General features: G+C 72.6%; 22 protein-coding genes. 12 read left to right on the top strand and 10 right to left on the bottom strand.

Annotated features, from left to right (window positions below; all coding sequences use genetic code 11):
• The 3 genes from F563_RS0114165 to F563_RS0114155 are packed head-to-tail and all read right to left on the bottom strand — an operon-like array spanning position 1 to position 2728.
• Positions 1-885 carry an ABC transporter permease gene (locus tag F563_RS0114165; RefSeq protein WP_019015341.1) on the bottom strand — a complete coding sequence of 295 codons (885 nt, stop codon included), beginning with the start codon at positions 883-885 and terminating at the stop codon, positions 1-3.
• Entirely contained in the window at positions 885-1964 is a 1080-nt protein-coding gene (locus F563_RS0114160) for an ABC transporter ATP-binding protein (RefSeq protein ID WP_019015340.1), read from the bottom strand. Before F563_RS0114160 ends, F563_RS0114165 begins: the two co-directional genes overlap by 1 nt.
• Complete coding sequence (locus tag F563_RS0114155; RefSeq protein ID WP_019015339.1) at positions 1964-2728, bottom strand: class II aldolase/adducin family protein; 765 nt, start codon at positions 2726-2728, stop codon at positions 1964-1966. Before F563_RS0114155 ends, F563_RS0114160 begins: the two co-directional genes overlap by 1 nt.
• Positions 2729-2829: 101 nt before the next feature.
• On the opposite strand from F563_RS0114155, the gene F563_RS0114150 reads away from it, so the two are divergent.
• The 4 genes from F563_RS0114150 (at position 2830) to F563_RS0114135 (ending at position 7653) form a co-directional block, all read left to right on the top strand.
• On the top strand, positions 2830-4098 hold the full coding sequence (locus F563_RS0114150; RefSeq protein WP_019015338.1) for a M20/M25/M40 family metallo-hydrolase: 1269 nt from the start codon (positions 2830-2832) through the stop codon (positions 4096-4098).
• A 66-nt stretch (positions 4099-4164) separates the two neighbouring features.
• Entirely contained in the window at positions 4165-5043 is an 879-nt protein-coding gene (locus F563_RS0114145; protein ID WP_019015337.1) for a transporter substrate-binding domain-containing protein, read from the top strand.
• A 13-nt stretch (positions 5044-5056) separates the two neighbouring features.
• Positions 5057-6475 (top strand): bifunctional enoyl-CoA hydratase/phosphate acetyltransferase, encoded by a 1419-nt coding sequence (locus F563_RS0114140; RefSeq protein ID WP_019015336.1) that lies wholly within the window; start codon positions 5057-5059, stop codon positions 6473-6475.
• Positions 6472-7653, top strand: coding sequence for an acetate/propionate family kinase (locus F563_RS0114135; RefSeq protein WP_019015335.1), 1182 nt, complete (start codon positions 6472-6474; stop codon positions 7651-7653). Before F563_RS0114140 ends, F563_RS0114135 begins: the two co-directional genes overlap by 4 nt.
• Here the strand turns inward: F563_RS0114135 and F563_RS0114130 are convergent, their stop codons facing one another.
• The 3 genes from F563_RS0114130 to pdxH are packed head-to-tail and all read right to left on the bottom strand — an operon-like array spanning position 7654 to position 10649.
• A complete protein-coding gene (locus F563_RS0114130) occupies positions 7654-8529 on the bottom strand; it encodes a universal stress protein (RefSeq protein WP_019015334.1) in 876 nt (291 codons plus the stop codon).
• Positions 8530-8589: 60 nt separating this feature from the next.
• Positions 8590-10062 carry a bifunctional aminoglycoside phosphotransferase/ATP-binding protein gene (locus F563_RS0114125; RefSeq protein ID WP_019015333.1) on the bottom strand — a complete coding sequence of 491 codons (1473 nt, stop codon included), beginning with the start codon at positions 10060-10062 and terminating at the stop codon, positions 8590-8592.
• A complete protein-coding gene (gene pdxH, locus F563_RS0114120; protein ID WP_019015332.1) occupies positions 10059-10649 on the bottom strand; it encodes a pyridoxamine 5'-phosphate oxidase in 591 nt (196 codons plus the stop codon). The genes F563_RS0114125 and pdxH overlap by 4 nt, the downstream gene beginning before the upstream one ends.
• Before the next feature lie 113 nt (positions 10650-10762).
• Here pdxH and fabI point away from each other — a divergent pair, with 113 nt between their 5' ends.
• Entirely contained in the window at positions 10763-11608 is an 846-nt protein-coding gene (fabI, locus tag F563_RS0114115; protein WP_019015331.1) for an enoyl-ACP reductase FabI, read from the top strand.
• A 9-nt stretch (positions 11609-11617) separates the two neighbouring features.
• Here fabI and F563_RS0114110 read toward each other — a convergent pair whose 3' ends face one another.
• The 4 genes from F563_RS0114110 to F563_RS0114095 all read right to left on the bottom strand — a co-directional run bounded on the left by F563_RS0114110 (position 11618) and on the right by F563_RS0114095 (position 14637).
• Entirely contained in the window at positions 11618-12262 is a 645-nt protein-coding gene (locus F563_RS0114110) for an MBL fold metallo-hydrolase (protein WP_019015330.1), read from the bottom strand.
• A gap of 162 nt (positions 12263-12424) precedes the next feature.
• A complete protein-coding gene (locus F563_RS22675) occupies positions 12425-12838 on the bottom strand; it encodes a TadE family protein (protein ID WP_019015329.1) in 414 nt (137 codons plus the stop codon).
• Positions 12828-13274 (bottom strand): TadE/TadG family type IV pilus assembly protein, encoded by a 447-nt coding sequence (locus F563_RS0114100; RefSeq protein ID WP_019015328.1) that lies wholly within the window; start codon positions 13272-13274, stop codon positions 12828-12830. The genes F563_RS22675 and F563_RS0114100 overlap by 11 nt, the downstream gene beginning before the upstream one ends.
• 4 nt (positions 13275-13278) lie before the next feature.
• Positions 13279-14637 (bottom strand): pilus assembly protein TadG-related protein, encoded by a 1359-nt coding sequence (locus F563_RS0114095; protein WP_019015327.1) that lies wholly within the window; start codon positions 14635-14637, stop codon positions 13279-13281.
• A 334-nt stretch (positions 14638-14971) separates the two neighbouring features.
• Between F563_RS0114095 and F563_RS0114090 the strand changes: the two genes are divergently transcribed.
• The 7 genes from F563_RS0114090 (at position 14972) to F563_RS0114060 (ending at position 21050) form a co-directional block, all read left to right on the top strand.
• Positions 14972-15172: a Flp family type IVb pilin gene (locus F563_RS0114090; protein ID WP_019015326.1), complete on the top strand. Its 201-nt coding sequence runs from the start codon at positions 14972-14974 to the stop codon at positions 15170-15172.
• A 125-nt stretch (positions 15173-15297) separates the two neighbouring features.
• Complete coding sequence (locus F563_RS0114085; RefSeq protein ID WP_019015325.1) at positions 15298-15810, top strand: A24 family peptidase; 513 nt, start codon at positions 15298-15300, stop codon at positions 15808-15810.
• Positions 15811-15814: 4 nt separating this feature from the next.
• Positions 15815-16687, top strand: a complete 873-nt coding sequence (gene cpaB / locus F563_RS22670; protein WP_019015324.1) for a Flp pilus assembly protein CpaB — start codon at positions 15815-15817, stop codon at positions 16685-16687.
• Between the two features lie 2 nt (positions 16688-16689).
• On the top strand, positions 16690-18126 hold the full coding sequence (locus F563_RS0114075; RefSeq protein ID WP_051089395.1) for a type II and III secretion system protein family protein: 1437 nt from the start codon (positions 16690-16692) through the stop codon (positions 18124-18126).
• Positions 18127-18131: 5 nt separating this feature from the next.
• Positions 18132-18404 carry a hypothetical protein gene (locus F563_RS0114070; protein WP_019015322.1) on the top strand — a complete coding sequence of 91 codons (273 nt, stop codon included), beginning with the start codon at positions 18132-18134 and terminating at the stop codon, positions 18402-18404.
• Between the two features lie 19 nt (positions 18405-18423).
• Positions 18424-19656, top strand: coding sequence for a CpaE/TadZ family protein (locus F563_RS22665; protein ID WP_019015321.1), 1233 nt, complete (start codon positions 18424-18426; stop codon positions 19654-19656).
• Positions 19653-21050, top strand: a complete 1398-nt coding sequence (locus F563_RS0114060) for a TadA family conjugal transfer-associated ATPase (RefSeq protein ID WP_019015320.1) — start codon at positions 19653-19655, stop codon at positions 21048-21050. The genes F563_RS22665 and F563_RS0114060 overlap by 4 nt, the downstream gene beginning before the upstream one ends.
• The last annotated feature ends 3 nt before the right edge of the window (positions 21051-21053 follow it).

Raw genomic sequence — 21053 nt, 5'->3', positions numbered from 1 at the left:
TCAGTGCCTGCCGCCGAACAGGCGCCGGAAATCGACGACGCGCGCGAAGATCGCGAGCACGACCACGACCGCGACCAGCAGCGTGCTGGCCATCATGGTGCCGACGCCCCAGCGGATCAGGTCGAGGATCTGGAGCTTGATGTACTCGGCGACCATCAGCGTCCGCCCGCCGCCGAGGATCGCCGGCGTGACGTAGAAGCCGAGCGAGAAGATGAACACCAGCACCGTCGCGGCGACGATGCCCGGCAGGGTGAGCGGCAGGAAGACGCGCCGGAACGCCTCGATCCGCGTGGCGCCGAGCCCGCGCGCGGCCGGCACGAGGCGCGGATCGATGTCGCGCATCGAGGCGTAGAGCGGCAGCACGGCGTAGGGGATCATGTAGTGCACCATGCCCACCGCGATGCCGAACTCGTTCCAGATCAGCCGCAGGGGCTGGTCGATCACCCCGATGCCGAGCAGCGCCTCGTTCACCACGCCCTGGCTGCGCAGCAGCGTCACCCAGGCGAAGGCGCGCACCAGCACGCTGATCCACAAGGGCAGCAGCACGCAGACGAACATCCAGCGCTGCATGCGCGGCGGCGCGGAGACCAGCGCATAGGCGACGACATAGCCCGCCACCAGCGTGATCACCGTGGTGATGGTGCAGATGCGCAGCGTCGTCATCCACACCCGCTGCAAGGCCGCACTGGTCAGCAGCCGCTCGTAGTTGCCGAAGCCCGGCTCGGGCTCGGTGAACGAGATCCACAGCACCTCGGCGAGCGGGAAGGCGTAGAACGCCAGCATCAGGATGACGGCCGGCGCGATCAGCAGCCACCACGAGAACGATGCGCCGAGGATGCGCGTCTGCGGCGCCGTCTCGGGCAGCGCGGCCGCCAGCGTCGCCATCAGTCGCGCACCACGGGCACCGAGGCGTCGGCCGTCCAGGCGAGGCGCACGCGCCGCCCCTCCGCCGGCTCCACCGGGCAGCGCCAGGCCGGCACCGTCACCTGCAAGGTACCGGCCGCCGCGGTCTCGACGATCAGCGCGAAGGAGGTGCCGAAATACGACCAGGCGGTGATGGTGCCCTCGACCGTGTTCGGCGCAGGCTCGCCCTCCGCCGCGATGCCGATCTTCTCCGGGCGCAGCGCGATCAGCACATCGTCGCCCGCGGGTGGCGGCCCGTGCTGCACGAAGCGCGCGCCATCCACCGCGTAGGCGAAGCCGTCGTTGCGCCGCTCGACGATGCGGCCCGCGAGGAAGTTCGACTTGCCGAGGAAGTCGGCGACGAAGCGCGTGGCCGGCCGCTCGTAGAGCGTGCCGGGCGGCCCTTCCTGGACCAGCTTGCCGTCGCGCAGGATGGCGATGCTGTCGGACATCGACAGCGCCTCCTCCTGGTCATGCGTGACGTAGATGAAGGTGAGGCCCACGCGCCGGTGCAGCGCCTTCAGCTCCACCTGCAGCTCCGCGCGGAGCTTCTTGTCCAGCGCCGAGAGCGGCTCGTCGAGCAGGAGCAGCGCGGGCTGGAACACGAGCGCGCGCGCGAGCGCCACGCGCTGCTGCTGCCCGCCCGAGAGCTGGCTCGGCCGGCGGTCCTTCAGATGGCCGAGCTGCACCAGATCGAGCGCCTCGGCGACGCGCCGTTCGGCCTCGGCGCGGGCGACGTTGCGCACCCGCAGCGGGAAGGTCACGTTCTCCGCCACCGTCATGTGCGGGAACAGCGCGTAGCCCTGGAACACCATGCCGAAATTGCGCTTCTCGGGCGGCAGCGGCGTGATCGGCGTCTCGTCGAGCAGGATCTCGCCGGCGGTCGGCTGCACGAAGCCCGCGATCGCCATCAGGATGGTCGTCTTGCCCGACCCGGAGGGTCCGAGCAGGGTGACGAACTGGCCGCGCCCGATCGTCAGCGTGACGTCGTCGACCGCGCGGGTCGGCCCGTAATGCTTCGCGAGGCGCCGGACCGTCAGGCTGTGCTGAAGGGCGGCCATCAGTCGCGGTAGGACGGGTCTTCGCGATCGAGCATCCGGCGCAGCGCGGCCCAGGGCCGCCAGCCCTTGTTCGGGGCGGCGGTGAACTGCGCCTGCGTGCGCGCGACCACCTCGGGCGGCGGCATCGACAGGGTGCGGTTCATCGAGGTCGCGGCGACCTGGATGCGGCACGCCATCTCCAGGTAGTACATGTAGTAGAAGGCCTCCGCGACCGTGCGCCCGACGGTCAGCAGGCCGTGGTTGCGCAGCAGCATGCCCGGCGCGTCGCCGAGATCGCGCACCAGCCGGTCGCGCTCGGAGAGGTTGTCGTCCGCGGCGATGCCCTCGTAGTCGTGCACGGGCACGCGGCCGACGAACTCCATCGACATCTGGTTGAGCGGCAGGATGCCATCCTCGGTCGCCGCCACCGCCATGCCGGCGAGCGTGTGGGTGTGCATCACGCAATGCGCGTCGTCGCGGCCCATGTGGATCGCGGAATGGATCACGAACCCGGCCGGGTTCACGGGCCAGGTCGCCTCGCCGACCGGATTGCCCTCGACATCGATCACGACGAGCGAGGAGGCGGTGATCTCGCCGAACATCATGCCGTAGGGGTTGATCAGGAAACGCGGCTCGCCCGGTCCCGGCAGGCGGGCCGACAGGTGCGTGAAGATCAGGTCGTCCATGCCGAAGCGCGCGATCAGGCGATAGGCGGCGGCGAGATCCTCGCGCAGCCCGCGCTCGGTCGCGGCGGCGGTGGGCGGTTGCGGCGGCATCGCGTTCATGCGGTGATCCGTTGCGGTCGGTTACCATCCCCTCGGGGTGACGGCGCCGGAGTGTCGGCCTAACCTGCCGCGCCATCAAGGGTGGTGCAGGAAACCGAAGCATGACCGATCCCGCGGCGGCGCGACGCGCGCTGCTTCAGCATCTGCGCGATACGGAGGCGGAGCAGATCGGGCTGCTGCGCGCCTTCCTCCAGGCCCCCTCGGCCAATCCGCCGGGCGACACGCGCCCCGCCGCGGCCGTGCTGGAACGTTTCCTCGCCGAACGCGGCCTCGCGCCCGCGATCCACGCGGCGCGGCCGGAGCTGCCCAACATCGTCGCCACCGTCGCCGGCGCCCGCCCGGGCGGGCATCTGGTGTTCAACGGCCACATGGACGTCTTCCCGCCCAACGACGCCAACGGCTGGTCGGGCGCCTTGCGCGACGGCCGGCTCTACGGCCGCGGGGCCGCCGACATGAAGGCGGGCACGGCGGCGAGCACGATCGCCTTCGCCGCGCTCGCCCGGATCGCGCCCGACCTCGCCGGGCGGGTGACGCTCACCACCGTCAGCGACGAGGAGACCGGCGGGCGCTGGGGCACGCGCTACCTGTTCGAGACGCTCGGCGAGGCGGTGAAGGGCGATGTCTGCCTGAACGGCGAGCCCTCGGGGATCAACAACATCCGCTTCATGGAGAAGGGCACGCTGCGCATGACCGTCACCGTGCGCACCAAGGGCGCGCATGGCGGCTATCCGCATCTCTCGCCGAGCGCGATCAAGCTCGCGGCCGCGATCATCACGGCCTTCGAGGGGCTGCACGGCTTCGAGCCCGCGCTGCCCGAGGCGGTCGCGCAGGCGCTCGCCGATCCGGCGGTGATCGCCGCGCACGATGCCGGGCTCGGCCAGGGCGCCTCGGCCATCGTGCGCCAGGTGGTGTTCAACGCCGGCGTGATCGCGGGCGGCTCCAAGGTGAACGTGCTGCCCGACCGCTGCGAGCTGCAATGCGAGTTCCGCTACCCCTGGGGCCTCGACCGCGCGGCGATGGAGGGCAATGTGCGGCGCATCCTCGCCCGCTTCCCCGAGGCCAGCCTCGCGGTGCACGAGGACCACTCCTACCCGCCCTCGCTCGCCGACCCGGCGGACCCGATGGTCGCCATCCTCGCCGACGTGGTGGAGCGCGATCTCGGCAAGCCGCGCCCTGTGCCCTGCTGCTCGCTCGGCGGGTCGGACAGCCGCTACTGGCGCTGGGCCGGCGTGCCGGCCTTCCTCTACGGCCCGAGCCCGGTGACGATGGGCCAGGCCGACGAGCACGTCACGGTCGAGGAGTTCCTGCACGTCGCCAAGGCGCACGCGCTCGCCGCCTTCGACTGGCTCGCCGCCCGCGCCGTCACCTGAGCGCGCTTGCGCGCAGACGCGCCCGGACGGCACTCTCGCCCCACCCCATCAGCCAGGATTGTCCGCATGCGCTGTCCCCGCCGGCTTGTGATCGCCGCCCTCGCCCTTGCCCTGCCCGCCGCGCCGGCGGCCGCCGATGCGCTCGACGAGGCGGCCGCGCGCGGCACGCTGCGGCTCGGCGTGCGCGCGGATGCGCCGCCCTTCTCGATCTCGGTCGAGCCGGGGCGCTACGAGGGCTACAGCGTCGATCTCTGCCGCGCCGTGGTCGCGGCCGCGGCGGCGAAGATCGGCCGCCCGATCCGGGCGGACTACGTCGCCGTCGATGCCGGCAACCGGCTGAGCCTGCTCGCCGAGGGGAGGATCGACCTGCTCTGCGAGGCGACCTCGCGCACCCTCGGCCGCGCCGACCGGGTGGATTTCTCGCTGCCCACCTTCGTCACCGGCGCGGGGCTGATGATCCGCATCGGCCCGAGCCCGATCGCGCTGCCGCCGCTCGGCGGCGGAGGGCTCGGCCTGCCCGCGCAGCCGCCGCGGCGCGTCGGCGTGCTCGCGGGCACCACGACCGAACGGGCGCTCCGCGCGTACGTGGCCGGCGGGAGCCTCAATACGGAAATCGTCGAGGCGGCGACGCATCAGGACGGGCTCGCGGCCCTGACCGCGGGGCTGACCGACGCCTACACGGCCGACCTGGAGATCCTGATCGCGCTGCGCGCCCAGGCGGCCGACCCGGATGCGCTGGCGATCGCCGACCAGACGCTGACGCTCGAGACCTACGCGCTCGGCGTGCGGCCGGGTGAGCGGGCGCTGCGCGTGCTCGCCGACCGGACGATCGCCGAGCTCGCCCGCTCCGGCCGAATGATCGAGGTCGCCGAGCGGCACTTCCCCGGGCGGCGTCCGGGCGAGGCCTTCGTCGCGATGACGCTGCTGAACGCCCTGCCGGACTGACGGGCCGCGCCGCGTGACCCCGCGCCGGGCCGTCAACCGCACCTATGACGAGATCGCCGTCGGCGACAGCGCCAGCGAGACGCGGGTGCTGACGGCGGATGATCTCGTGCTGTTCGCGCACGCCTCGGGCAACCTGAACCCGATCCACCTGCCGGGCCGGCAGGGCGAGGGCGACGACGAGCCGGCGGTGGCGCCCGGCATGTGGATCGCGTCGCTGTTCTCCTCGGTGCTCGGCAACCGCCTGCCCGGGCCGGGCACGTGCTACCGCAGCCAGACCGTGCGGTTCCTCGCCCCCGCCCGCGTCGGCGACACGCTGACCACCACCGTGACGGCGAAGCTGAAGCTGGCCGACTCGGTGATCGTGTTCGACGGCCGCGCGGTGAACCAGCACGGCACGGTGGTGGCGGAGGCCGAGGCCGAGGTCGCGGCGCCGACACGGCGCGTCACGCTGGAGGATGCCGGGCTGCCGCGGCTCGCGCTGCACCGGCGCGCCAAGTTCGACGCGCTGATCGCCGCCTGCGCGCCGCTCGCCCCGCTGCCGACCGCGATCGCACATCCCTGCGACTCCCCGAGCCTCGCCGGCGCGATCGAGGCGGCGAAGGCGCGGCTGATCGTGCCGATCCTGGTCGGCCCGCGCGCGCGCATCGAGGCGGCGGCCGCCGGGGCCGGGCTCGATCTCGCCGGCATCGAGATCGTCGAGACGCCGCACAGCCACGCCTCGGCCGAGCGCGCGGTCGCCCTGGTGCACGAGGGCCGGGCGCAGGCGGTGATGAAGGGCGCGCTCCATTCCGACGAGCTGCTCGCCGAGATCGTCAAGCGCGAGGGGGGGCTGCGCACCAAGCGCCGCGTCAGCCACGCCTTCGTGCTCGACGCGCCGGTGCTCGATCACCTGCTGATCGTCACGGACGCGGCGATCAACATCCTGCCCGACCTGATGACCAAGGCGGACATCACGCAGAACGCGATCGAGCTCGCGCGCGCGATCGGGATCGCCAAGCCGAAGGTCGCGGTGATGAGCGCGGTGGAGACGGTGAACCCCTCGATCCCGTCCTCGATCGACGCGGCGGTGCTGTCCAAGATGGCCGATCGCGGCCAGATCACGGGCGGCCTCGTCGATGGGCCGCTGGCGATGGACAACGCGATCGACTGCGATGCCGCGCGCACCAAGGGGATCACCTCGCTGGTCGCGGGCCGGGCCGAGATCCTGGTGGTGCCGAATCTCGAAGCGGGCAACATGCTGGCGAAGAACCTGACCTTCGTCGCGCAGGCGGATGCGGCCGGGCTGGTGCTCGGCGCCTCGGTGCCGGTGATGCTGACCAGCCGGGCCGACGATGTGCGCGCGCGCCTCGCCTCGGCCGCGCTCGCGGTGCTGTACCGGCACTGGCAGACGACGGGGGTCTCGGCGGTGCCGGCCGCGGACGGCGCGGCGTGACCGACACGGTCCTGGTCGTCAACGCGGGCTCGTCCTCGATCAAGGTGGAGCTGTTCGCGGCCGACGCGGCGCTGACCTCGCTGCTGTCGGGCCAGATCGAGGCGATCGGGCTCGCGCCGCGCCTCGCGCTGCGCGATGCCGCGGGAACGACCGTCGCCGAGGAGGCGTGGGGACAGGGCGAGGGTCCGCGCGACCACCGCGCCGCCCTCGCCGCGATCGGCACAGCCCTCGCGCGCGTGGCCGGGCAGCATCGCATCGTCGCGATCGGGCATCGGGTCGTGCATGGGGGTGCCACGCTCGCCGCGCCGGTGGTGATCGATCCGGCCATCCGCGCCGAGCTCGCGGCGCTCGCGCCGCTCGCGCCGCTGCACCAGCCGCACAACCTCGCCGGCATCGACGCCATGGCCGAGCTGCATCCCGGGGTGATGCAGGTGGCCTGCTTCGACACCGCCTTCCACCGCGGCCATCCCTGGGTCGCCGATACCTTCGCGCTGCCGCGCGCGCTCTGGCGGCGCGGCATCCGGCGCTACGGCTTCCACGGCCTCTCCTACGCCTACATCGCCATGCGGCTCGCCGAGGTGGCGCCGGAGATCGCCCGCGGGCGCGTCGTCGTCGCGCATCTCGGCAACGGCGCCTCGATGTGCGCGATCCGCGACGGCCGCTCGATCGACTCGACGATGGGCTTCACGGCGCTCGACGGCCTGCCGATGGGCACCCGCTCGGGCCAGCTCGATCCCGGCGTCGTGCTGCACCTGCTGACGGCGGAGGGCTACGACGCGCCGGCGCTGACGCGGCTGCTCTACCACGAGAGCGGGCTCAAGGGCCTGTCCGGCCTGTCGAGCGACATGCGCGCCCTGGAACGGGCGGGCACGGCCGAGGCGCAGGAGGCGATCGCCTACTTCGTCTATCGCATCCGCAAGGAGCTCGGCGCGCTCACGGCCGCGCTCGGCGGGCTCGACGCGCTCGCCTTCACCGCCGGCATCGGCGAGAACAGCGCCGCCATCCGCGCCGCGGTGTGCGAGGGGATGGGCTGGCTCGGCATCGCGCTCGATGCGGCCGCGAACGCGCGTGGCGAGACCGTGCTCTCGACGCCGGCGAGCCGCGTGCGCGTGCTGCGCATCCCCACCGACGAGGAGCGCATGATCGCGCTGGAGACGCTGCGGCTGCTGCGCGCCTGATCAGCGGCTCATCAGCAGCGTCAGGTCCGCGTGCTCCAGCACATGGCGTGTCACGCCGCCGAGGATGAGCTGGCGCAGTCGGCTGTGGCTGTAGGCGCCCATGATCAGCAGGTCGGCATTGAACTCCTTGGCGGCGGCGAGCATGCCGGCACCGACCGAGTTGTTCACGGGCCTGAACTGCTTCGTCTCCGCCTTCACGCCGTGCCAGGCGAGATAGTCGATCAGGCCGGTGACGTCGGGCCCGCGGCGCTGGTACTCCTCGGCGTGCAGCACGGCGACCGCCTCGGCGCGCTCGATCCAGGGCAGCCCGCCGGCGACCGCGGCGGCCGATTCGGCGGTGCCGTTCCAGCCGATGCAGACGCGCCGGCCGAGATGCGCGGGCGCGGTGCGGGCCGCGACCATCACGGGCCGGCCGGAATCGAACAGCACCGCGTGCAGCGCGTCGGAGGTCGAGACGTCGTCGCCCGCCTCGGGGTGCGCGAGCACGACGAAGTCCGACAGCCGCGCCTGCTGCGCGACCACGTCCTCCTCGCGCCCGACCACCGAGCCGAAGCTCGCCGTCACCGCGCCGGCGCTGAACGCGGCCGCCGGGTCGGTGACGATCGGAATCCCGTGCTCCTCGACATAGCGCGAGAACAGCGCCTGCACGCCCTGGGCGCGCTCGGCGCTTTCGCGCTCGGTCGCGCTCATCATCTCCTCGATCATCGCGCCCGACAGGCCCTCGCCCGCGAGCGGGGCGACGTCGCGCGGATCGATGCGCACATGCAGGCCGTGCACATGCGCCTTCCAGATGCGCGCCGCCATGAAGGCGGTGGTGAGCGCGGCCTCGCCGGCCTCGGTGCCGATCACGGGCAGCAGCAACTTGCGGTAGGCCATGCGCCTTCCCCTGTGGTTCGTCTCTCCGATGCGAATCCTAGCACGTCACAAGGCGACGCATCACGGGTTCGCGATCAGGCTCCGGGCGCGATCCTGCATGTCGGGGGCGGCGGCGTCGAGCCGCGCCCAGGCGATCGGCCCGGGGTCGCGCGCGGCCGCCTGCCGCAGCACCGCCACATCGGCGTCCGAGGCATCGCCCTGGCGCGCCATCAGCCGCGCCTCCAGCACCGCGAGCGGCGCGTCGAGCCAGAGGCCGCGGAAGGCCACGCCGGCGGCAGTGGCGATCGCCGCGATCCGGGCCCGTTCGGCCGGGTCGAGGAACACCGCGTCGGCGATCGCGGCATGGCCGCCGGCGAGTGCCGTCGCGGCCGCCTCCTCCAGCGCGGCATAGACCGCTTCGGTGGCCGCGCGCGTGTAGGCGTCCTGCGGCAGCCGCTCCTCGGGTGCGAGGCCGGCGAGCCGCTTGCGGATCTCGTCCGTCCGCAGGATCAGGGCGCCCGGCGCGGCGCCGAGCGCGGGGGCGAGCGCGCGCGCGAGCGTGGTCTTGCCGGTGCCCTGCAGCCCGCCGATGGCGACCAGGCAGGGCGGCGGGGGGTCGAGCGCGGCCTGGGCGAAGGCGAGGTAGCGCGCGGCCTCCTCGGCGCCGAGCCGCGCCAGCACATGCGCGCGCACCATCGCCCGGCAGGAGAGCCACAGCGGCAGGCCGCGCGTCAGCGCGACATCGCCGGTGCGCGCGACATAGCGGTTCAGCACCCGGTTCGCCGCCGCGCGGTCCGCCCGCGCCTCGAGGTCCATCAGCAGGAAGGCGAGGTCGTAACCGAGATCGATGGTGGCGAGATCCTCGTCGAACTCCAGCGCGTCGAACGGCACCGGCCGCCCCTGCCAGAGACAGAGATTGCCGAGATGCAGGTCGCCATGCGCGCGCCGGACGAAGCCGTCGCGCGCGCGCGCGTTCAACCATGGCGCGAGCGCGGCATGACGCGCCTCGGCGGCCGCGCGCCACGCGCCGACCGCCGCGGGCGCGAGCCCCGCCTCCTCGGCCGCGCGGGCATTGCCGGCGATCACACGCGCCATCGCCGCGACCGCATCGACCCCGGGCATCGCGGGCAGCGCGCCATGCATCGCCGCCACCGCATCGCCGAGCGCGTCGAGCAGCGTGGGCGTCAGCGCGCCGCGCGCGGCGACGCGGTCGAGGAAATCCTCCGCCGGCACCGGCGCCATGCGCACGACCCAATCGACCACCTCGCCCGCGCCGCCGAGGGCGAGCCGGCCGTCGGGGGCGCGCGTGACCGGCACGACATCGCGGTAGAGCCCGGGCGCGTGCGGCGCGTTGAGCGCGAGCTCGCGGCGGCTGTACCGCTCGCGCGCCGCGAGCGAGGAGAAGTCGAGGAAGGAGAGCCGCACCGGCTTGCGCAGCTTCCAGACCGTGTCGCGGCCGACGAAGACGCGGCTGATATGGGTCTCGACCGGCGGGCGGCCGGCGAGGCGCGCGAGGAAGGCGACGATCTCCGCCTGCCCGTCGGCCTCGCTCACGGATAGAGCAGTTCGGTCCGCCACGGGGCACCGGGGGCGTCGCGGCGATAGACCACCCGCTCATGCAGGCGGAACGGCATGTCGCGCCAGAACTCGATCGCGCGCGGCACCAGCCGGAACCCCGACCAGAAGGGCGGGCGCGGGATCTCGCCGAGGCCGAATTTCAGCGTGTACTCGGCGACCGCCTTCTCCAGCGCCCAGCGCCCTTCCAGCGGGCGCGACTGCTTCGAGGCCCAGGCGCCGATGCGCGAGCCGCGCGAACGCGAGGCGTAATAGGCATCCGCCTCGACGTCCGCCACCGTCTCGACCGGCCCCTCTACCCGCACCGATCGGGTCTGGCTCTTCCAGTGGAAGCACAGCGCCGCCTGCGGGTTGGCACGGAGCTCCCCGCCCTTGCGGCTCTCGAGGTTGGTGTAGAAGACGAAGCCGCGCGCATCGACGCCCTTCAGCAGCACCATGCGCGCCGAGGGCCGCCCGTCCGGGGTGGCGGTGGCGAGGCAGACCGCGTTCGGGTCGTTCGGTTCGGTCTTCGCCGCCTCGGCCATCCAGGCCTCGAACCGCGCGATCGGGTCTTCGGGCTCCGCCACATCCGCTCTCCGTTGCTCGCCGGCGAATGTGCGCGCACCGCGGGCCCTGTCCAGACCCTCTTGCCCGGCGCGCGTGCCACGTGCCACCAAGGCGGCAGAGGCAGGATGGCAGGATGGCGATGGATGATGCCGCGACGGCCCGCGTGACGGCGCCTTCCGGGACCTTGATGCAGGGACGGCGGGGCCTGGTGATGGGGGTGGCGAACGACCGCTCGATCGCCTGGGGCATCGCGGCCGCCTGCGCCGCCCAGGGAGCCGAGCTCGCCTTCACCTACCAGGGCGAGGCGCTGCTCAAGCGGGTCGAGCCGCTCGCCGCCTCGGTCGGCAGCAGCATCGTGCTGCCCTGCGACGTCATCGAGGAAGCCTCGATCGACGCGGTCTTCGCGGAGCTGGCGGCGCGCTGGGGCGGGCTCGACTTCCTCGTCCACGCGATCGCCTGGTCGGACAAGGACCAGCTCAAGGGCCGCTACCTCGACACCACGCGCGAGAACTTCCTGAAGAGCCTGGACATCTCCTGCTACTCCTTCACCGCGATCTGCCAGCGCGCGGTGAAGCTGATGAAGCCGGGGGGGGCGCTGCTCACGCTCACCTATCTCGGCGCGGAGCGGGTGACGCCCCACTACAACGTCATGGGGGTCGCCAAGGCGGCGCTCGAGGCCTCGGTGCGCTATCTCGCCGCCGATCTGGGTGGCGAGGGCATCCGCGTGAACGCGATCAGCGCGGGGCCGATCAAGACGCTGGCGGCGAGCGGGATCGGCGATTTCCGCTACATCCTGAAATGGAACCAGTACAATTCGCCGCTGAAACGGAACGTCACGATCGAGGATGTTGGCGGCGCGGGCGTCTATCTGCTGTCGGAGCTGTCCTCGGGCGTCACCGGCGAGGTGCACCACGTGGATTGCGGCTACCACATCGTCGGCATGAAGGCGGTGGACGCGCCGGACATCACCACGGTCTGACGCGCGCGCTCAGCACCCGTCACCGACGAAGGGGTTGCTGCGCCGCTCCTCGCCTAAGGTGCCGCCCGGGCCGTGGCCGCACAGGAACACCATGTCGTCGCCGAGCGGGAACAGCTTGGTGCGGATCGCCGTTACCAGCGCCTCGGCATCGCCATAGGGGAAGTCGGTGCGGCCGATCGAGCCGCGGAACAGCACATCGCCGACGATCGCCACGCGCGCGGCGGTCGAGACGAACACGACATGGCCCGGCGTGTGGCCGGGGCAGTGGAGCACCGCGAAGTCGAGCCCGGCGATCGGCACCGAGTCGCCCTCGGCGAGCCAGCGATCGGGCGTCACCGCGCGCGCCTCGGGCACGCCGTAGGCGCGGCCCTGCGCCGCGAGCCCCTCGAGCAGGAACCGGTCCTCGATCGCGGGGCCCCAGATCGGCACGCCGAGCGCCTCGGCGAGTGCGGCCGCGCCGCCCGCATGGTCGATATGCCCGTGCGTCAGCAGGATCCGCTCGGCGGTGAGGTCAAGCTCGCCGAGCACCGCGGCGATCCGGTCGGGCTCGCCGCCCGGATCGATCACGCTCGCGCGGCGGTCCTGGTCGTCCCAGAAGATCGAGCAGTTCTGCTGGAGCGGCGTGACCGGCAGCACCGCGGCCTTGAGCGTCATCGGGGGGTCTCTCGCGTCGGGTGGGCAGGACAGGACAGGCCACGGCCAGGCGTGGCAGGAACCGCGGCGACCGTCGCACGGCCGTTCCCCGATGGCCAGCCCGCGCCCGCGGCATCGCGGCGCCGCGTCTCGTTACGGTGACGATTCGGCGGCGCGCGACGCTCAGTACGTGACCTCGGTCACCTCGCTGATCGTGATCGGTTGCCCGAGCGTGTAGGGCAGCAGGAAGGTGAACGTCGCACTCGCCGTGACGCGGTAGGTGCGCGCGACCGCCGGATCGGTGCCGCCGCAGCCCGTGCAGCTCACCGTCAGCGCCTCGCCGAGGAACGGCGCCCGCGCCCGCGCGATCCGCTGCACCTCCGCCACCGTGCGCCCCAGGGAGGCGGCGCGCACCGCCTCGGCCGCCGCCTGGCGCACCGAGATCACCGAGAAGGCGTAGCGCGAGAAATCGATGATGCCGAACACGAGCATCAGGAACACGGGCGCGACGAGCGCGAATTCGAGCGCGGCGCCGCCCGCGCTCCGCCCGCGGCGCGGCGCGATCAGCCCCCGGACGCGCGCCCGCTCAGCGCACACGGGCGACCGCCGAGCCGCTGAGCGTGCTCGGCAGCACATAGCCGCCGATGCCGATGATCGCGGCATAGGGCCGGGTGACGGTGATGCCGACATAGACGCCTGCGGGCGCCCCGCCGCAGGGCGTGCCCTCGCAGGACACGACCGCCGTGCTGCCGCCAGGGCAGGCGCAATAGGCCGGCACCACCGCAACCGTCGCCCCGGTTCCGCCGACCGCGGCCGCGGTCGCCGTCATGATGCCGGCGGTGTTCTCGGGAAAGCTCATCGCGTACTGGGCGCCGGCGCGGGCCGCGTTCTCCAGCCGGATGGTCTGCTGCATCGCCCCGGCCACATCGACCAGCCCGGCGAGCAGCACGATCATCGCCGGCGCGATCACGCCGAACTCGACGGCCGAGACCCCCGAGCGGCAGCGGCCGAGACGGGAGAAGAGCCGGCGCATCGCGCTACTCCACCAGCCGCACGACGCGGATCTGCGGCAGCGCGGTGGCCGGGTCGAGCCCGAGCGCCTGGCACCCGTCCACGATCACGGTCTGCTCGGTCGTGCCGGTGAGCGTGATCGACTCGCCGATGAACGCCTTGCAGGTGGTGTTGTTGCCGCCGAAATTGCCGTTGATCGTCAGGTCCGCCGAGGGGAAGTAGAACAGCCCGCGCGTGCGGATGTTGGCGCCGCCGTTCAGCTTCACGGCATTGCCGGCGGGCGCGCGCGGGTCCTGGTACATCAGGATGCCGGGATAGCCGGCGGTGCCGCCGATCAGGTCGATGTTCGCGCCGCCATTGATCTTCGGCCCGCCGATCTGGTTCGCCTCGCCGGTGTAGACGAAGGTGACGCCGTTGCCCGGCGTGCAACTCGGGCAGGTGATGGAGGCCTGCGCATTGGCGGTCAGGTCTCCGTTCTGGATCACATAGACGCCGGGCGAGAGCACGGCGTTGCCCTTCAGATCCATGCCGCCGCAGTACCGGCCCGGCGAGAGGTTGCGCGTCTGGTTCGGGTTGACCGAGTAGTTCGTGTGGGTGCAGGCGCCGCTCTGCGCCGGCAGCGGAATGCCCGTGCCCGGCACGTCCGGGGCGAACGGATCCTGGATCGGCGGCTGGTACGACGAGGGCGGGCGTTCGAGCGTGACGTTGTTCGGATTGCCGATCTGCACGGTGCCGACCGCGGCGAGCGTGAACGCCGTGATCCTCGAGTTGCCGAACTGCCTGATCGAGGTGTTGGAGGCGAGGCTGCACGCCGCGGCGGTGACGCTGGCATTGCCGCCGAGCGAGAGATCGACCTCCTGCACCAGGCTGCCGCCGGCCGTGCCGAGGGCGAGGATGCAGGCCGACCCGCCGCCCATGATGACGGCGCGCGCGACCGCGCGCGTCTCGATCGCGGCGTTGCCGCCCATGAACAGGGCGGCGAAGTGCAAGGGCGTGGTGCGCCGCACGCGCACCTCGACGGCCGTCGCGTCGCCCGTGTTCGGGCCGGTCGCCGGCGGATGGTCGACGGTGACGAGGGTGTTGTTGCTGCCGTTGGTGAAGCCGTTGCGGGCACTCGTCTCCAGGGCCGCGGCCGCCGCCGGCCGGTTGAACGCCACCGCCACCGCCGCGGCCTGCGCCGCCGTGTCCGCCGCGGTCTGCGCGGCGCGGCGGGCGACGTACCAGGAGCCACCCTCGACCGCGATCCCGGCGAAGCCGACCAGCACGGTCGCCATCGCGCCGAAGGTGATCGCGGTCGCGCCCTTCCGGCACGCGAACAGCCGCGCGAGCGTGCGCGCGGCATCGTCACGGCAACGGCGAAGGCGGCAGGCGGTGCGCAGCATCATGTCCGGTCGGCCCTGGCGTCCTGCGCGAGGCTTCGACCGACCCTAGAAGCAGGCGGTTAACGGTTTATTGCAGGTTCACCGAAATCGTGGCGGCGCACACGACAGCACGCGCGACTACGGATGCAGTCGTCATACGAATACATGCGGGTTTGCATGTTCGAGGACGCTTTATCCCCACCATGTGCCGACGCCTGTCTGTCGCCGACAGGAAACAATCAATCCATGGCGAGTCTTTTTCACGATCGCTTGCCGATCGGATCATGCCCGGCAACGAATCTTTAACGATTCACTGCGAGCGTCGGGCCGGGTGTCCCCGGCAGAAGGAAGACTGCACATGTTGAAGGCATACAGCTTGGTTCGGTCCCGCCTCGCCACCCTCCGCCGCGACGAGAAGGGCGTGACGGCGATCGAGTACGGCGTGATCGCGGCGGTCATCATCGTCGCGCTGGTCGGCGTTCTCAGCGGCGTCGCCGGCGGCTTGACGACGGCGTTCAACTCCGTCGCCACGGCCCTGACCGGCAGCGGCAGTCCCTGATCCGGCCTGAGGCCGGTCGCGCCGCATTCGGGTCGCGGCGGGGGAACGCGGGGCCGCCTTGTGCGGCCCCGTCGCCGTTCCGAGGCGCGTGAGCCGCGCGCCGCCCCGCCGGACGGTCGGAACCCATGACGACCCTGCTCCTGATCGTCATCGCCGCGGCGTTGATCGTGGCCGCCTGCTCTGATCTCGCGGTCCGCCGGATTCCGAACGCCGCCTCGGCGGTGGTGGCCCTGGCCGGCCTCGCCTTGCGGATGGTCGAGGGACCGGGGCCCCTGGCGGCGACCGTCGCGGCCGCGGGTGTCCTGTTCATCCTGCTGTTCGCCGGCTTCGCACGCGGCGTGCTGGGCGGCGGCGACGTCAAGCTTGCCTCAGCGGTCGCGCTCGGCCTGCCGCCGGCAACGATCTGGGATTTCGTCGTCGCCACCGCCCTCAGCGGCGGCGTGCTCGCCCTTGGCTATCTGGCCGCGCAACGCCTCATCCCCGCCACTGTCGCGCCCGCCGGACGCGGCGCCTCGGCCCTCGCCCGCGTGGCCGCCGCCGAACGCTGGCGCATGCGGCGGCGCGGCCCTCTGCCCTACGGCGTCGCCATTGCCATCGGCGGGCTTACATACTTCAGCAACCATTTCATGATGCAGTGACGGCATGGCCGTCCGCATCATCCTTATCGGTCTGATTGTCCTCGCGGCGGCAGGCCTGTCGCTCCTTGGCATGCAGGCGCTGCTGCCGGCCCAGCCCGCCCGCACCGTCGTCTCCGAAACGGTCCCGAACCAGCCGCCGCCGCCGCTGTTGGTCCGCACCCTCGTCGCAGCCCGCCCGATCCCGGCCGGATCGCTGCTGCGCGCCGAGGATCTCGGCGTGCGCGAGGTGCCGACCGGCGAGGCCGGCGGGGGCGTGCTGCGCGACACTCCGGAGACGCGCGCCGAACTCGCCGGCGCCCTGGTGCGCCGCTATCTCGAGCCCGGCGAACGCATCGCGATCGAGGACGTGCTGCGCCCGCGCGACCGCGGCTTCCTCGCCGCCGTGCTGCGCCCGAACATGCGCGCGATCACCGTCGGCGTCGATGCCGTCACCGGCACCGCCGGCCTGATCTGGCCCGGCGACCGGGTCGATCTGCTGCTGACCCAGTCGCTCGACGAGCGCGTCACCCAGCTCTCGCGCCGGGTGGTGGGCGAGACCGTGCTGAACGACGTGCGCGTGATCGCGGTCGACCAGCAGCTCACCCAGGACGCCGCGGGCGCCAATGCCTCGCCCGAGGGCAGGGTCGCGCGCACGGTCACGCTGGAGGTGACGCCCGAGGAGGCCGAACGCGTCGCCGTCGCGGGCCAGCTCGGCCGGCTCTCGCTCACGATCCGCGCGATGGACGGCGATTCCGAGAGCGGGGAGCGCGCCCGCCGCTCGGTGTTCGGCGGCGACGTCTCGCCGGCCCTGTCCGAGAGCGACCGCATCGAGCGGCCGGTCGGGGCCAGGATGCGCATCATCCAGGGCGACGATCGCCAGGAGGTCATCTTCCGATGAGGATGCGCGCGCTCCATCACATCGCGCTCGCCCTGTGCCTGGCCGGCGCCGTTGTCGCGGCGGTAGCGACGGGCGCGGGGCCGGCAGCGGCGCAGCAGGGACGCGGCACGCTGACGATCGAGCCCGGCGGGGGGCAGCTCGTCACCCTGCCCCAGGCCGCCGCCACCGTGTTCGCCGCCGATCCGCGCGTCGCGCGCGTGCAGGCCGCCTCGCCGACCACGCTGTTCATCTCGGGTGTCGGCCGCGGCCGCACCGTGGTGGTGGCGACGGCGGCGGACGGCTCGGAGATCGCGAGCTACGAGGTCACCGTCGGCCCGCCGCCGCGACCGCCCGGCGCGCCCGGCCCCGCGGTCGCGGCCGCACCCGCCCTGCCCGCGCTCGAGGCGGCGATCCGCTCGATCGTGCCCGGCGGCAGCAACATCTCGGTCCGGCGCGTGCCCGGCGGGGTCATGCTCTCCGGCGAGGTGCCCACGGCGGCCGACGCGCAGCGCGCCTTCACCGTCGCCCGCAGCGGCCTGCCCGAGGGCGAGCGCGTGATCGACCAGCTGCGCATCGGCGGCGCGCTCCAGGTCAATCTGCGCGTGCGCGTCGCCGAGGTGTCGCGCACCATCACGCGCGATCTCGGCTTCAACTGGCAGGCGCTCGGCAACACGGGGCGCTTCGCCTTCGGCCTGCTCACCGGCACCTTCGCCGGCGCGCGGCTGATCCCGGGCCTGGGCGGCGAGGCCGGGCGCAACTTCATCGCCGGCGGCTACAGCTCGAGCTCGTTCGACATCAACGGCCTGATCGACGCGCTGGCGCAGGACCAGCTGATCAGCATCCTCGCCGAGCCGAACCTGACCGCGCAGAGCGGCGAGACCGCCTCGTTCCTCGCCGGCGGCGAGTTCCCGGTCCCGGTCGGCACCTCGCAGGGCACCAGCATCACGATCGAGTTCAAGCAGTTCGGCGTCTCGCTCGCCTTCGTCCCCACCGTCCTGGATGCGACCCGGATCAGCCTGAAGGTCCGCCCCGAGGTCAGCGAGCTGACCGAGGAGGGCGCGATCAGCCTGCCGGTCGCGGGCGGCGTGGTGCGGATCCCGGCCCTGCGCGTCCGGCGCGCCGAAACCACGGTGGAGCTCGGCAGCGGCCAGTCCTTCGCGATCGCCGGGCTGTTGCAGGACGGCAGCCGCATCGCCTCCTCCGGCCTGCCGTTCCTCGGCGAGATCCCCATCCTCGGCGCGCTCTTCAAGTCCGACCGCTTCCGCCGCAACGACAGCGAGCTCGTGATCATCGTCACGCCCTATCTCGTGCGGCCGGTCTCGGATCCGGGCCGACTCGCCCTGCCGACCGACGGCGTGCGCCCGGCCAACGACATCGAGCGCATCCTGTTCCATCGCCAGCTCTCACGCGAGGCGGCCCCGCCGCGCGTGCCCGGGCAGATCGGCTTCATCGTGGAGTAGGCGCCATGCTGCGCGGTCTCGTTCCGGCCCTGGCGGCCGTCCTGCTGGTGTCCGGCTGCGGCGCGGCGAGCGATCCGAGCCAGCGCGAGGGCACCTGGCGCCCGAGCGGCGCCAATGCCGCCAATCTGCGCGCGATGATCGTCGACCCCTCGCATCTGCGGCAGGGTGTCGGCGATCCGACCGGGCGGGGCCGCCAGGCGACGAACGCGATCGAGCGGCTGGAAGACGACGACCTGAAGCCGCTGCCGGATATCCGCGCCTCGCAGATCGGTCGCTAGGCAGGTTCCCGGAGGGCAGATGCTGGATCTGGAGAAGAAGACCGCCGACGAGGCCGCCGCCGAGCCCGCCGCGCGCCCGATCGTGCTGAGCCGGCCGCTGGTCGCCGCCTACACGGCCGATCCCGAGGCCGAGGCGACGCTGCGCACCGCCATGGCGGACCTCGCCGACAAGCTCACCCTTGTGCGCGGCAATGTCAGCGTCGCCATCCGCGAGCTCGCGCGCAGCCCGACGCCGCAGGTGCTGATCGTCGATGTCAGCGGCACCAGCGATCCGCTGGTCGCACTCGATGACCTCGCCGGCGTCTGCGAGCCCGACGTGAAGGTGCTGGTGATCGGCGACCGCACCGACATGGGCTTCTACCGCGAGATCACGCGCGGCCTCGGCGTCGTCGAGTATCTCTACAAGCCGCTGACGCGCGACAACGTCGCGCGGCTGTTCCTGCCGGTCGTGCACGGGCGGATGCCGGGCGGCGCGGAACAGGTCGGCGGGCGCGTCATCACGGTCTCGGGCACCCATGGCGGCGTCGGCACCACCACCGTCGCGGTCAATCTCGCCGTCCAGCTCGCCGAGAGCACGCGCGGCTATGTGGCGCTGCTCGACCTCAACCTGCAGACCGGCGCGGCCACGACCATGCTCGGCGTCAAGGCCGGCGCGGGGCTGCGCGTCGCGCTGGAGGAGCCCGAGCGCGTCGATGGGCTGTTCCTCGAGCGCACGGCGGTCAACGTGTCGGACCGGCTGCGCCTGCTCGCCGCCGAGGAGGCGTTCGAGGCGCCGCCCGCGCCGACCGCGGAGGGCGTGTCGCGGCTGATGACGCTGCTCCGCCGCCGCTTCAACTACATCGTCGTCGACATGCCCACACCGGCCGACGCGGCGCTGCTCTCGCTCTACACGATGGCGCAGCTGCGCCTCCTGGTGATGACGCCCGACGTGGTCTCGATCCGCGACGCCGCGCGCTTCAAGGCCATGCTCGCCGCGGTGACGGGCTCGGACAAGGCGGTGACGGTGCTGAACCGTGCCGGCATGCCGGGCGGCGTGGCCGCCAACCTGGTCGAGCGCGGCCTGCAGTCCAAGCTCGACTTCCAGATCCCCGACATCCCCAAGCATCTCGCGCTCGCGGCCGATCTCGGCGTGCCGGCGGCCGCGCGCAACAAGACGTTCTGCGCGGCCATGCAGGCGCTGACCAAGGAGGTCTCGGGCGTGCGCGTCGGCGCGCGCAGAGGCGGGTGGCTCAGCCGCCTGTTCGGCCGATGAGCGGCTTCGGCCGCCGCACCGAGCCGGCGCTGCCGCCGCGGGCGGAGCGTGCGCCGCCGCCCCCGCCGCCGCAGGCGGCCGTGCCGATCGTGCGCCCGGCCGCGCCCGCCATGCCCGCGCCTGCCGCCCCGCCCGCCGCGACGGCGTCGCGCACCAGGCTCTGGAGCCTGGTCATGGAGCAGGTGGACCCGACCCTGGCCGCGGAGCTGCCGGGCGAACGGCTGCGCGCGGAGCTCGAACGGCTGATCCACCAGATCGCCGACAAGCACCGGATCGAGCTCTCCGCGCGCGAACAGGCCGCGCTCGCCCGCGATATCGCCGACGACATGGTCGGCCTCGGCCCGCTCGAACCCCTGCTCGCCGACGAGACCATCACCGACATCATGGTGAACGGCCCGACCAACATCTATGTCGAGGCGCGCGGCAAGCTCCAGAAGTCGGATGTGCGCTTCCGCGACTCCGCCCATGCGGCGACGATCGCGCAGAAGATCGCCGCCGCGGTCGGCCGCCGCGTCGACGAGTCGAGCCCGATGGTGGACGCGCGGCTCGCCGATGGCAGCCGCGTCAACATCGTCCTGCCGCCGCTCGCGCTCGACGGGCCCTGCATCTCGATCCGCAAGTTCGCGCGCAAGCGGATCGACTTCGCGCGCATGGTCGAGTTCGGTTCGCTCACCGCGCCGGTCGCGCGGCTGCTGGAGATCGCCGCGCGCTGCCGCCTCAACATCCTGATCTCGGGCGGCACCGGGTCGGGCAAGACCACGCTGCTCAACGCGCTGAGCCGGCTGATCGACCACAGCGAGCGCATCGTCACGATCGAGGACGCGGCCGAGCTCCAGCTCCAGCAGCCGCATGTCGTGCGGCTGGAGACGCGCCCGGCGAACCTGGAAGGCAAGGGCGAGATCACCCAGCGCGACCTGGTGAAGAACGCGCTGCGCATGCGTCCCGACCGCATCATCCTCGGCGAGGTGCGCGGGCCCGAGGCGTTCGACATGCTCCAGGCCATGAACACCGGCCATGACGGCTCGCTCGGCACACTGCACGCGAACAGCGCGCGCGACGCGCTGATCCGCGTCGAGAACATGGTGCAGATGGGCAGCTTCGGCCTGCCGGTGAAGGCGATCCGCACGCAGATCGCCTCGGCGCTCGACATGATCATCCAGATCGAGCGCATGCGCGACGGCACGCGCCGCGTCATCCAGGTGAGCGAGGTGCGCGGCCTCGAAGGCGAGGTCATCACCATGAACGACCTCGTCGCCTTCGAGTACGAGGGCGAGGACAGCCAGGGCCGGATCCGCGGGCGCTACCGGGCCGCCGGCATCCGCCCGGGCTTCATCGCGCGGCTCGAGTATTTCGGCCTCGATCGAGCCTGGCTCGCCGCGCTCGAGGAGTTCTGAGGC

This window comes from Elioraea tepidiphila DSM 17972, assembly GCF_000378465.1.
GTDB classification, from domain to species: Bacteria; Pseudomonadota; Alphaproteobacteria; order Acetobacterales; family Acetobacteraceae; genus Elioraea; species Elioraea tepidiphila.
The sequence above is the reverse complement of the archived record's forward strand: the minus strand, read 5'-3'. Positions and strand labels throughout refer to the sequence as shown.